At 69.2% G+C, this 11,612-nt stretch carries 13 protein-coding genes; 8 read left to right on the forward strand and 5 right to left on the reverse strand.

What is annotated here, in order from left to right; all coding sequences use genetic code 11:
* Nucleotides 1-27 precede the first annotated feature (27 nt).
* Nucleotides 28-549 carry an SRPBCC domain-containing protein gene (locus J7E86_RS12655; protein WP_215081711.1) on the forward strand — a complete coding sequence of 174 codons (522 nt, stop codon included), beginning with the start codon at nucleotides 28-30 and terminating at the stop codon, nucleotides 547-549.
* A gap of 5 nt (nucleotides 550-554) precedes the next feature.
* On the opposite strand, the gene J7E86_RS12660 is transcribed toward J7E86_RS12655, so the two are convergent.
* Both J7E86_RS12660 and J7E86_RS12665 read right to left on the reverse strand, forming a co-directional pair.
* Nucleotides 555-1,991, reverse strand: a complete 1,437-nt coding sequence (locus J7E86_RS12660) for an alkaline phosphatase family protein (protein WP_215081712.1) — start codon at nucleotides 1,989-1,991, stop codon at nucleotides 555-557.
* A 218-nt stretch (nucleotides 1,992-2,209) separates the two neighbouring features.
* Nucleotides 2,210-2,530, reverse strand: coding sequence for a PLD nuclease N-terminal domain-containing protein (locus J7E86_RS12665; RefSeq protein ID WP_215081713.1), 321 nt, complete (start codon nucleotides 2,528-2,530; stop codon nucleotides 2,210-2,212).
* Between the two features lie 87 nt (nucleotides 2,531-2,617).
* Between J7E86_RS12665 and J7E86_RS12670 the strand changes: the two genes are divergently transcribed.
* A complete protein-coding gene (locus J7E86_RS12670) occupies nucleotides 2,618-4,075 on the forward strand; it encodes a menaquinone biosynthesis decarboxylase (protein WP_215081714.1) in 1,458 nt (485 codons plus the stop codon).
* A 49-nt stretch (nucleotides 4,076-4,124) separates the two neighbouring features.
* Nucleotides 4,125-5,045 carry a menaquinone biosynthesis prenyltransferase MqnP gene (gene mqnP, locus J7E86_RS12675; protein WP_215081715.1) on the forward strand — a complete coding sequence of 307 codons (921 nt, stop codon included), beginning with the start codon at nucleotides 4,125-4,127 and terminating at the stop codon, nucleotides 5,043-5,045.
* Nucleotides 5,046-5,129: 84 nt separating this feature from the next.
* Here the strand turns inward: mqnP and J7E86_RS12680 are convergent, their stop codons facing one another.
* Entirely contained in the window at nucleotides 5,130-6,194 is a 1,065-nt protein-coding gene (locus tag J7E86_RS12680) for a hypothetical protein (RefSeq protein WP_215081716.1), read from the reverse strand.
* Nucleotides 6,195-6,457: 263 nt separating this feature from the next.
* Here J7E86_RS12680 and J7E86_RS12685 point away from each other — a divergent pair, with 263 nt between their 5' ends.
* Complete coding sequence (locus J7E86_RS12685; RefSeq protein ID WP_308312571.1) at nucleotides 6,458-7,147, forward strand: UbiX family flavin prenyltransferase; 690 nt, start codon at nucleotides 6,458-6,460, stop codon at nucleotides 7,145-7,147.
* Between the two features lie 4 nt (nucleotides 7,148-7,151).
* On the opposite strand, the gene J7E86_RS12690 is transcribed toward J7E86_RS12685, so the two are convergent.
* Nucleotides 7,152-7,289 carry a hypothetical protein gene (locus tag J7E86_RS12690; RefSeq protein ID WP_215081727.1) on the reverse strand — a complete coding sequence of 46 codons (138 nt, stop codon included), beginning with the start codon at nucleotides 7,287-7,289 and terminating at the stop codon, nucleotides 7,152-7,154.
* A 132-nt stretch (nucleotides 7,290-7,421) separates the two neighbouring features.
* Here J7E86_RS12690 and J7E86_RS12695 point away from each other — a divergent pair, with 132 nt between their 5' ends.
* The 4 genes from J7E86_RS12695 to J7E86_RS12710 all read left to right on the forward strand — a co-directional run bounded on the left by J7E86_RS12695 (nucleotide 7,422) and on the right by J7E86_RS12710 (nucleotide 11,210).
* Nucleotides 7,422-7,880, forward strand: a complete 459-nt coding sequence (locus J7E86_RS12695) for an Lrp/AsnC family transcriptional regulator (protein WP_215081717.1) — start codon at nucleotides 7,422-7,424, stop codon at nucleotides 7,878-7,880.
* 109 nt (nucleotides 7,881-7,989) lie between these two features.
* Nucleotides 7,990-9,153: an aminofutalosine synthase MqnE gene (gene mqnE, locus J7E86_RS12700; protein WP_215081718.1), complete on the forward strand. Its 1,164-nt coding sequence runs from the start codon at nucleotides 7,990-7,992 to the stop codon at nucleotides 9,151-9,153.
* A gap of 80 nt (nucleotides 9,154-9,233) precedes the next feature.
* Complete coding sequence (locus J7E86_RS12705) at nucleotides 9,234-9,521, forward strand: DUF4229 domain-containing protein (RefSeq protein WP_215081719.1); 288 nt, start codon at nucleotides 9,234-9,236, stop codon at nucleotides 9,519-9,521.
* Nucleotides 9,522-9,893: 372 nt separating this feature from the next.
* Nucleotides 9,894-11,210, forward strand: a complete 1,317-nt coding sequence (locus J7E86_RS12710) for a dicarboxylate/amino acid:cation symporter (protein ID WP_215081720.1) — start codon at nucleotides 9,894-9,896, stop codon at nucleotides 11,208-11,210.
* Nucleotides 11,211-11,265: 55 nt separating this feature from the next.
* On the opposite strand, the gene J7E86_RS12715 is transcribed toward J7E86_RS12710, so the two are convergent.
* Nucleotides 11,266-11,612 (reverse strand): NUDIX domain-containing protein (locus J7E86_RS12715; RefSeq protein ID WP_215081721.1); only part of this gene is annotated, 347 nt, incomplete at its 5' end.

An 11,612-nucleotide genomic window follows, 5' to 3' on the forward strand; every position in this document is an offset into this window, starting at 1 on the left:
GCGGGCCGCGGTGGTAGAGGTGGTCCCATGGAGACCCCCTCCCCGTACGGCACGTCCGAGATCCACGACGGCACCCACACCCTGCGGTACACCCTCTCCCTCCCGTACCCCGTGGAGGAGGTCTGGGCGGCCGTGGCCACGCCCGAGGTGCTCCCCGCGTGGCTCGCCGCCGCCGACCCCCTGGAGCCCCGCAGGGACGGCGCGGTGACGCTGCGCTGGCTCAACACCGACGAGCGGGGCCACTCGACGGTCGCCCCCGGCAAGGTCACCGCCTGGGAGCCCTTCCGCGTCGCCGAGTACACCGTCGACATCCACGGCCGCGTCCGCTTCGAGCTCGAACCGGCCGCGGGCGGCGGCACCGTGCTGCGCTTCACCAACGAGGTGCCGGGCGCGGACTCCGTACGCCTGGACTGCCTGGCGGGCTGGCACGTCCACTTCGAGTACCTCCGCGAGGCCCTCGCGGGCCGCCCCGCCGACTGGTCGGCGTGGACGCTCGACCGGTGGCGGGAGCTGCGCCGCGAGTACGAGCGGCGGGAGCCGGCCGGCTGAGGCGCTCACCGCCGGGGGCGGCTGCCCTTCTCCTGCTCCGGCGGGTCCTGGCGGGCGCCGGGGAACGAGGGCTTGGGCAGGCGGGTGACGTCCCGCCTGGCCCGCTCCAGCCGGTCCGAGGTGTCCCGGGGCAGCCTCGGCGGGGCGGACGCGGCCGAGGCGAAGGCGAAGGCCGAGGTCAGGTCGCCGAAGGTGCGGCGGCGCCACGTGCTGATGTTGGGCTCGCGCACGCCCGTCCAGCGCTCCAGGAACCGCAGTACGGAGGTGTGGTCGAAGGCGTCCCCGGCCGCCCAGCCGCCCACCGTCCACGGCGAGACGATCAGGCACGGCACACGGAAGCCGCCGCCGATGGGCAGACCCCCGACGAACTCGTCCCGCGTGCCCGCCGGCGGGACGGGCGGCGGGACGTGATCGAAGAGCCCGTCGTTCTCGTCGTAATTGAGGATGAGGACGGTCTTGCGCCACACGGCGGGGTTGTCGGCGATGGCCTCGATCTTCCTCGCCACGAAGTCGGCGCCCGCCGCCGGCAGGTAGCGCGGGTGTTCGGACTGCGGGCCGGTGGGGATGACCCAGGAGACGGCCGGCAGCCGGTCGTTGCGGGCGTCGTCCTCGAAGGTGCCCTCGGGCAGGCGGCGCATCCCGCGCTCGTACAGCGGATCGCCGGCCTTCGCGTCCCTGAAGGTCCGGAACCGCTCCAGCACGTTGCAGCCGTAGTTGTCCTTCTGCTGGTAGACGCGCCAGCTGACGCCCGCCGCCTGGAGCCGCTCGGCGTAGGTGGTCCAGCGGTACGGCGTGGGCGCGGTGTTGTCGATGACCGGACCGCCGCGGGTGCCGCCGGGGTCGATGGTGCCGGTCATCCAGTAGAGCCGGTTGGGCCAGGTGGGGCCGAGGACCGAGCAGAAGTAGTTGTCGCAGAGGGTGAACGCCTCGGCCAGCGCGAACTGGAAGGGAATGTCCTCGCGGGAGTGGTAGCCCATGACGTACGGGCCGTTGGCGCCGTCGGCCCTGCGGTGGGCGGGCAGCCAGCGGTCCATCCGCCCGCCGTTCCACGCCTCGTGCTGCACGGCCCAGGAGTGGCTGGTGGAGGGGATGGCCTGGGCGCTGGTGCTGCGGGTGTCCAGGCGGAACGGCAGCAGATGGCCGGCCGGGTGCCCCGGGTCCGGCTGGTGGAAGACGCTCCGCCCGCCCTGCAGCGTCCGGGCGTCCGGGTCGGCGAAGCCTCGCACGCCCTTCAGCGTGCCGAAGTAGTGGTCGAAGGACCGGTTCTCCTGCATCAGCAGGACGACGTGCTCGATGTCACGGAGCGAGCCGCGCCGGGCCGGCTCCGCGGCGCTCTCGGCGACGGCCCGCTGCACGCTCGCCGGCAGCAGCGACAGCGCACCGGCGCCGCCGACCGCGCCCGCCGCCGAGCCCAGAAGTCTGCGTCGGGTCATGTCGGGCATGGCGAGTCCCTCTCCCTGAAGTCGCGTGGGGCCTCAGTCTGGCCCGAAGGACTCTCGCGGCACGGGTGTGCCGACGGCAGGAGAGGACGCGTGAAGGGAGCGCCAAATGGCTGTGACAAGGCGGTGTTCGACAGGGGCACCCGCCTCGGTGCGCGGATGTTATTACCTGATCGGGTGATGGTCCGCTGGGCCGTAAGGAGGCGGGAGGTCACTCCCGCTCAGCCGGCGGGCGGCGTGTCGCCCCGGCCGCCGTCCTGATCCGGCTTCAGGGACTTCAGGAACTCGGGATTGTCGTCCGGCGCGACCCACCGACGGCCGCCGGAACCGCCCCGTCCGCCGCCGGCCCCCGCCGCCGCGCGCGGCCGGCCCGCGATCAGCCAGGCCACCGGCCCTATCAGCACCTCGCCGAAGAGCAGGATGACGATCACCCAGCCCAGCTTCGGCAGGCCGCGCACCTCGTCCTCCGGGGTGTTCAGGCAGTCGACGAAGGCGTAGATCCACAACGCCAGGATCAGCAGGAACGGCAGATACCTGAGCATGGCGGCGGGCTCCCCGGGTGTGGCGCTACGGGCCGCGGGCGGCCCCCGATACCTGTTCAGGGTAGTGCGTGCTTGATACTGGAACGCATGGCTTACGACGACCTTCGCTCGTTCCTCCGGGCGCTGGAGCGCGACGGTGACCTCAAGCGCATCAAGGCCGAAGTCGACCCGTACCTGGAAATCGGGGAGATCGTCGACAGAGTGAACAAAGCGGGCGGCCCCGCGCTCCTCTTCGAGAACGTCAAGGGCGCGGCGATGCCGCTCGCCATGAACGTCTTCGGCACCGACCGCCGGCTGCTCAAGGCGCTCGGCCTGACGTCCTACGACGAGATCAGCGGGAAGATCGGCGGGCTGCTCAAGCCGGAGCTGCCGCACGGCTTCGTCGGCATCCGGGAAGCCTTCGGCAAGCTCGGCGCGATGGCGCACGTACCGCCGAAGAAGGTCAAGTCCGACAGCGCGCCGGTCCAGGAAGTGGTCCTGACCGGCGACGACGTCGACCTCGACCAGCTGCCCGCGCTCTTCACCTGGCCCGAGGACGGCGGCTCCTTCTTCAACCTCGGTCTCACCCACACCAAGCACCCCGAGACCGGTGTCCGCAACCTCGGCCTCTACCGCCTCCAGCGCCACGACAAGCGCACCATCGGCATGCACTGGCAGATCCACAAGGACAGCCGCAACCACTACCAGGTGGCCGCCAAGCGCGGTGAGCGGCTGCCCGTCGCCATCGCCTTCGGCTGTCCGCCGGCCGTGACCTACGCCTCGACCGCGCCGCTGCCGGGCGACATCGACGAGTACCTCTTCGCGGGCTTCCTCTCCGGCAAGCGCGTGGAGATGGTCGACTGCAAGACCGTTCCGCTCCAGGTCCCGGCCAACGCCGAGGTCGTGATCGAGGGCTGGCTGGAGCCGGGCGAGATGCTCCCGGAGGGTCCCTTCGGCGACCACACCGGCTTCTACACGCCGCAGGAGCCCTTCCCGGCCCTGCGCATCGACTGTGTGACGATGCGCCGGCGCCCGCTGCTCCAGTCGATCGTCGTCGGCCGCCCGCCGACCGAGGACGGGCCGCTGGGACGGGCGACGGAGCGTTTCTTCCTGCCGCTGCTGAAGATCATCGTGCCGGACATCGTCGACTACCACCTGCCGGAGTCCGGCGGTTTCCACAACTGCGCGATCGTCTCGATCGACAAGAAGTACCCCAAGCACGCCCAGAAGGTCATGCACGCGATCTGGGGCGCGCACATGATGTCGCTGACCAAGCTGATCATCATCGTGGACGCCGACTGCGATGTGCACGACCTGCACGAGGTGTCCTGGCGGGCACTGGGCAACACCGACTACGCGCGCGACCTCACGGTCGTCGAGGGCCCGGTCGATCACCTCGACCACGCCTCGTACCAGCAGTTCTGGGGCGGCAAGGCGGGCATCGACGCGACGGCGAAGTGGCCCGAGGAGGGCTACACGCGCGACGGCGGCTGGCCGCGGATGGTCGAGTCGGATCCGGAAGTCGCCGATCGGGTGACGAAGCGTTGGAAGGAGTACGGGCTGTGACCCGTCCTACGACACTGGTGGCCGGCGGCACGGAACCGGGGTACGGGCTGTGACCTCGACCGCCGAAGGGGTCCTCGGCCCCGGCCCCGCGCCCGGCACCGGCAGGATCAAGGGATTCCTGCGGGTGGTGATGATCGAGCACTCGGTCTTCGCGCTGCCCTTCGCCTACATCGCCACCCTCACCGCGATGTACCGCACCTACGGGAACGTCCACTGGCTGCGGCTGGTCCTGGTGACCGTCGCCATGGTCGGCCTGCGGACCTTCGCGATGGCCTGCAACCGCATCATCGACCGCGAGATCGACGCCCGTAACCCGCGCACCGCGGGGCGCGAGCTGGTCACGGGCGCGGTGTCCGTGCGGTCGGCCTGGACGGGCGCGCTGATGGCCGTCGTCGCCTTCCTCGGCGCCGCCGCGCTGCTGAACCCACTGTGCCTGGCGCTCGCGCCGATCGCCGTGATCCCGATGGTGGTCTACCCGTACGGGAAACGGTTCACCAACTTCCCGCACGCCATCCTCGGGCTGGCCCAGGCGATGGGCCCGGTCGGTGCGTGGCTCGCGGTGACGGGCGAGTGGTCCTGGCACGCGGTGGTCCTCGGCCTGGCGGTGGGCGTCTGGATCGGCGGCTTCGACCTGATCTTCGCCTGCCAGGACGTGATGGCCGACCGCGCCCACGGCGTGAAGTCCACCCCGGCCCGCTTCGGCGTCCCGGCCGCGCTGTACGGCGCGCGGGTCTGCCACGTGATCACGACGGGCCTGCTGGTGTGGTTCGCGCTGGCCACGGACGCGGGGCCGTTCTTCTGGGCCGGGCTGGTGGTGGTCGTGGTGGCGTTCGCCTACGAGCACACGATCGTGCGCCCGCACGACCTGTCGCGGCTGAACCGGGCCTTCTTCACCGTCAACGGCGTGATCGGGATCAGCCTCTTCATCTTCGCGCTGATGGACCTCGTCAGCCAGGGCCTCGGCTGGTAGCCGGTCCGGACGTACGCGAGAGGGCGGCCCCACCATGGTGGTGGGCCGCCCTCTCGTGTGTACGGGACCGCGCGGGTCAGCGGATCAGAGGTCGAAGTCCATGTCCGGACCGCCGAACGGGCTCTGGTCCGCGCCGCTGTTCACACCGCTGTCCATGCCGCCGCCCTTGCCCATGCCCGGCATCTTGTCGCGGAACATGAACATGGCCGCGCCGAGCAGGTCCTGCGGCTTGAGCTCCTTGGCGCCGGCGGGCGCCGTTATCTTCCCGGAGCCGCCCTTGATGGCCAGGGTCAGCGGCAGCTCGCCCTTGATCTTCTCGCTGAGCTGCGCGATGTCGAGGGTCAGGCCGGAGACCATGCCGTCCTTGACGGCCACGTCGACCGTGAGGTCCTTGTCCTTGACCTTGTCCAGGCCGTCGAGCTTGCCGGCCTTGTCGCCCAGCTTGTCCTTGAGCGGCTTGAGGCCCTCCTTGAGGTCCTGGGCGAACTTCTTCGCCGGAACGGTGACCTTCACGTGGTCGGCACCGTTCTTCTTGCCCGCGTCCTTGAAGGTGGCGTTGTCGCCGAGCGCCTTCTCCAGGCTGTCGAAGAGCTGCTTCTGCGCCTTGGGGTCCAGCTTCTTGTCGCTGCCCTTGGCACCGCCCTTGGACTTGCTGAACTCCTCGAAGGACTTGGGGTCGAGCAGGATCCACTCGCCCTTCAGGGCGCCCTTGACCGCGTCCATGGAGGACGGCAGCGAGTCGGCCTTCTTGGCCAGCTGGTCCAGGGCCTCGCGGCCGGACGCGGACTTGCCGCTCTTGCCCTTGCCGCCCTTGTCGGCCTTGTCCGCGAGCTCCAGGACGCTCTTGAGGTCACCGCGCGCGTAGAGCTTGTCGGCACCCATCGCGCGGATCTCGAACAGCGGCTTGCCGTCGCGCTTGGAGACCTGCACCGAGCCCGCCGTCTTGTCGTCGTCCTCCTCGACGTCCTTGAGCGGCTTGTCGGAGCTGAGGGCGTAGGAGAGCCTCAGGTCGGAGAGCACGCCGGCGTCTTCACGGGTGAAGTCGTCCTCGCCCCGCAGAGCGGTGAAGATCTTGTCCGCGTTCGCGTCGAAGCCGATCTCGGCGGACACCGACTTCTGCTTGCCCAGCTTGTCGAACGCCTGCTTCACCTTGACGTCCGCACTGAGCGACTCGGTGGGGTCGCAGGCGGCGGTCGCCGCGGTGATGACGGCCAGGCAGCCGACGGCGGCGAGGGCCTTGCGCTTCCGATTGATGATGAGCTCCCCGATGGGTTGGTCCCGTACACGTGGTTGGTCCTGTACAAGACAACTGAAATCCAGTCCGAATAATCATGTCAAAGGAGTTTTCCGTCAGGATGTCGGCCCCGGTGGGCGGCGGGGAGCGCCCGGCGGCTGCGGCTAGGCTCGGTGCCGTGGAGCCGTACGAACACGTAACGCAACGTCAGGAACGCCGGCCATGGGTGGTCGGTGTGTCCGGCGCGTCCGGTACGCCGTACGCCGCCGCCGTCGTGCGGGGGCTGCTCGCCGCGGGGGAGGCCGTGGACCTGGTGGTGAGCCGGGCGTCGCGGCTGACGCTGCTGGATGAGACCGGCATCGGGTTCCGGGACGCCCACTGGCGGGAGGATCTGCGTGGCTGGCTGGAACTGGGCGCCGACGGCAAGCCGCACTCCTTCGAGGCCGACGTGTCGGACGTCAAGTACTGGGCGGCCGGGGACCTCGCGGCGGGACCGTCGTCCGGCTCGTACCCCGTCAAGGGGATGCTCATCGTCCCGGCGAGCACGGCGTGCGTGGCCGGGGTGGCGCTGGGGCTGTCGAAGGACCTGCTGCAGCGGGTGGCGAGCGTGACGCTCAAGGAGCGGCGTCCGCTGGTCGTCGCGGTGCGGGAGACGCCGCTGAGCGGCTCGACGCTCAAGCAGCTGGTGGCGCTCGATGAGGCGGGCGCCGTGGTGCTGCCCGCCTCTCCGGCGTTCTACGCGGGTGCGACGCATATCCAGGATCTGGTGGATTTCGTCGCGGGGCGGGTGCTGGACGCGGCCGGTGTGCCGCACCAGCTGTACCGCCGGTGGAAGGGAGAGCTGGGTCAGGCCCGCTCTCCGGGGTGAGGGCTCAGCGCTTCTCGGCGTGCGCCGCGCGGCTCGCGCGGTCCTCGGCGCGACGCTCGGCGGTGGGCCGGTGGGCACGCGAGCGGTTGGCCAGGTCCTGCAGCTCGCGCATACGGGCGTAGGCCATCTCGATCGTGTACACGGGAAGATCACTCCTGAAGGATCGTCGTTGATCTAGGGATCTGTCGAGAGATTCACAGGTCGTGAACCCCTGTATGCCTTAGATTCTACATGCAAAGCGACGAGTTCGCTGATTATTGAAAGGTGCCAGGTTATGGACGCGGTGGACAGGCAGCTCATCCAGGCCCTCCGGGAGAACGGCCGGGCCTCGTACGCGGAACTGGGCCGGCTCGTGGGCCTCTCGGGACCCAGCGTCACGGACCGGATCAACCGGCTGGAGGCGGCCGGTGTCATCACCGGCTACCGCGCGACCGTCGACGCCGCCTCGCTCGGCCTCGGCGTCACGGCGCTGATCGGCATCCAGCTCTCGGACGCCGCCGACCACGAGGACGTGGCGCGGCGGCTGCGGGACCTGGAGGAGATCGAGGACTGCTGGTTCATCGCGGGCGACGACTCGTACATGCTCAAGGTGCGCGTCGGCGACGTGGACGGCCTGGAGCGGACGATCCGCCGGCTGTCGGGGACCAAGGGCGTCAGCCGTACGCGGACGACGATCGTGCTGTCGACGAAGTGGGAGAACCGGGTCGGGGAGCTGCCGGAAGAGGCACAGTGACGGCGGCGTCCGCCGGCGGGCCGTTGCGCATGGGGGCCGCTCCCGCGCGAAATGCGGGGGAGTAGGCTCGACAAGTCGCAGAAGCGGATGTATGGGAGAGGCGGACGCCATGGACGCTGGGCTCAAGCGTGAGCTGGAGGAGAAGGTCCACGCCGGGGAGCGGCTGACCCGTGAGGACGGCATCGCCCTCTACGAGTCCGACGACCTGGCCTGGCTGGGCGGGCTCGCGCACCACGTCCGTACGCGGAAGAACGGCGACGTCGTCCACTTCAACGTCAACCGTCACCTCAACATGACGAACGTGTGCACGGCGTCGTGCGCGTACTGCTCGTTCCAGCGCAAGCCGGGCGAGAAGGACGCGTACACGATGCGCATCGAGGAGGCCGTCCGCCTCGCCAAGGCGATGGAGAACGAGAACCTCACCGAGCTGCACATCGTCAACGGCCTCCACCCGACCCTTCCGTGGCGCTACTACCCGCGCTCGCTGAAGGCGCTCAAGGAGGCCCTGCCGAACGTCTCCCTGAAGGCGTTCACCGCCACCGAGATCCAGCACTTCGAGAAGATCTCGGGCATGCCCGCCTCCGAGATCCTCGACGAGCTGATCGACGCCGGTCTGGAGTCCCTGACCGGCGGCGGCGCGGAGATCTTCGACTGGGAGGTCCGGCAGCACATCGTCGACCACGACACCCACTGGGAGGACTGGTCGCGCATCCACCGCCTCGCGCACTCCAAGGGCCTCAAGGGCCCCGCGACGATGCTCTACGGGCACATCGAGGAGCCGCGTCACCGCGTGGACCACGTGCTGCGGCTGCGTGAGCTCCAGGACGAGACCGGCGGCTTCCACGTCTTCATCCCGCTGCGCTACCAGCACGACTTCGTGGACATGAAGGACGGCAAGATCCGCAACCGCCTCCAGGCGCGGACCTCCATGGCGACGGGCGCCGAGGCACTGAAGACCTTCGCGGTCTCGCGCCTGCTCTTCGACAACGTCCAGCACGTCAAGGTCTTCTGGGTGATGCACGGCGTCCAGACCGCGCAGCTCGCCCTCCAGCACGGCGCGGACGACATGGACGGCTCGGTGGTCGAGTACAAGATCACCCATGACGCGGACAACTACGGCACGCCGAACAAGCTCGGCCGCGACGACCTGCTCGACCTCATCCGCGAGGCGGGCTTCCGCCCGGTGGAGCGCAACACGCGCTACGAGGTCATCCGCGAGTACCCCGGCCCGGACGCCTCGCTGCGCGAGTCGCCGCAGCCGATGCGGGTATGACCCCTTGCGGAGATCCGCTTCCGGGTCGTGCTTGACTGGAAGCGACCCTTTCGGTTGCCGTTGAGAAGAAGGTCCTGTCCGTGAGTAGCCAGAAGTTCGCCTCGCTCCGCTACACCGCTCTGCGCGTCGGCCTGCTCATCGCCTGCTTCGCCGTCGTCTGGGGGCTCTGCTCCGCGCACGTCATCCCGCTGGGCGTGGGCAGTTCGAACCTGGTGTGGATGGTGCTGCTCGCGCTCGTCCTCTCCGCGCCGCTCAGCTGGGTGCTGCTGCGCAAGCAGCGCGACGCGATGTCCGAGCAGATCGTGGCGCGCGTCGACCGCGCCAAGGAGCGGATGGCGGCGAACGCCGGCCAGGAGGACGGGGTGTAACCCTCGTCACAGTCTTTCGCAATGCCCCACCCTCGGAGCGGTCGCTCCGAGGGTGGGGCATTGCGCATTTTTCGGGCTTCGCGCCCCACTTCGGCGTGGCTTCGGCGCGGCTTCGACATGACAAGGACTCAAAGAAGGGCTTTGAGAGGCTCAAAGTTCGAGTGTTAACGTATTGGACATGAAGACAGCAGCAGCGCAGCGATCCCCCAGGAGCCGTGTGCTCGTGGCGCGCCTGCACGTCGATCTTTGCCGCTGTGTCTCCGCGGCTTGTTGCCGCCGCTGACCGATGTCGCCGCGGCCGGAGATCCTGTGCATACGGACCTCCACGGCGCCTGTACGCCCGTTATCTGACTTCTGTCCCCGGAGTTTCCGTTGTCATCGACACCCACGCCCTCCCGTGCGTCCCTGTTCGGGCGCATACCCAAGGTCCCGTTCTGGGCCCAGATCCTGCTCGGCCTCGTGCTCGGCGCGCTGCTCGGCTGGGCCGCCAAGAGCGGTGACATCCACTGGCTGGAGGTCACCCTCGGCAAGATCGGCGACATCTTCGTCCAGCTGCTGATGGTGGTGATCGCCCCGCTGGTGTTCTTCGCCATCCTGGTGTCGATCACCAATCTGCGGAACGTCTCCAACGCCGCCCGGCTGGCGTCCCGCACCCTGATGTGGTTCATGATCACGTCTCTGATCGCGGTCGTCATCGGCCTCGCGATCGGCCTGCTCACCGACCCCGGTGCCGGTACGGGCCTGACCCCCGCCGACGGCGCCGAGCCCAAGAAGCACGGCTCGTGGCTCGACTTCCTGACCGGGATCATCCCGAAGGACGTCATCACGCCGTTCACCGAGTTGAACGTCCTGCAGATCGTCTTCATGGCCGCCGCCGCGGGCATCGCCATCCTCCAGCTCGGCCCGAAGGCCAAGCCGGTCCTCGACCTCAGCCAGTCCGCGCTGGAACTGCTGCAGAAGGTCCTGTGGTGGGTCATCCGGCTCGCCCCGCTGGGCAGTCTGGGCCTGGTCGGCACGGCCATCGCCACATATGGCTGGAACCTGATCGGCAAGTACGCGACGTTCACCGCCGACATCTACGTCGGCTGCGCGATCATCCTCTTCGGCGTCTACCCGCTGCTGCTGGCGACCGTCGCCAAGGTGAACCCGCTCCAGTTCTTCAAGGGCGCCTGGCCCGCCATTCAGCTGGCCTTCGTCTCCCGCTCCTCCGTCGGCACGATGCCGCTGACGCAGAAGGTCACCGAGCGCCTGGGCGTGCCCAAGGAGTACGCGTCCTTCGCGGTGCCGTTCGGCTCGACGACCAAGATGGACGGCTGCGCCTCGATCTACCCGGCGATCGCCGCGATCTTCGTCGCGCAGGTCTTCGACGTGCAGCTGGAGATCCGCGACTACGTCCTGATCGCCTTCGTCTCGGTCATCGGCTCCGCCGCCACCGCCGGCCTGACCGGCGCCACGGTGATGCTGACCCTGACGCTCTCGACGCTGGGCCTGCCGATGGCGGGCGTGGGCCTGCTGCTGGCCATCGACCCGATCGTGGACATGATGAGAACCGCCACCAACGTGGCCGGACAGTCGGTCGTCCCGATCCTGGTCTCCGCCCGGGAGAGGATCCTGGACCGCGAGGCGTACGACACGGCCGACGGCTCGAAGCTCGACGCCGAGCCGCAGGTAGTGGCTGTTGCTGCCTAGGTAAGGCATACGGATGCGCCCCCGGTCTCGTTGGAGATCCGGGGGCGCACCCGTATCAGGTTGCCGGAGCGCCGATCGGCATCGGCGCGCCGTGCTCCAAGTACTGCGGGTGTGCCTGTTCCCGCGCTGTGATCGCCTGTTTCACGCGGCGGGCCAATCTCGGAATCAACAGTTCGTCGAGGGCTTCCGGCGGTTGGAACTTGGCTGTCAGCAGTTCGTCCGAGGCGATCTCGATCGCGTGCCAGTCGCCTTGCTGGAGCAGGCCGCCGTCGAAGACATAGAGCACTTTGTCGCCCTCCTGGGCGTTCGGTGCCCAGTCCACGACCAGGAGGGCGCCGATCACGGGAGAGATGCCCAGCTCCTCCAGGACTTCCCGCCGGCAGGCGGCATACGGCGACTCGT

It is taken from the genome of Streptomyces sp. ISL-11 (genome assembly GCF_018614525.1).
Classification (GTDB): domain Bacteria; phylum Actinomycetota; class Actinomycetes; order Streptomycetales; family Streptomycetaceae; genus Streptomyces.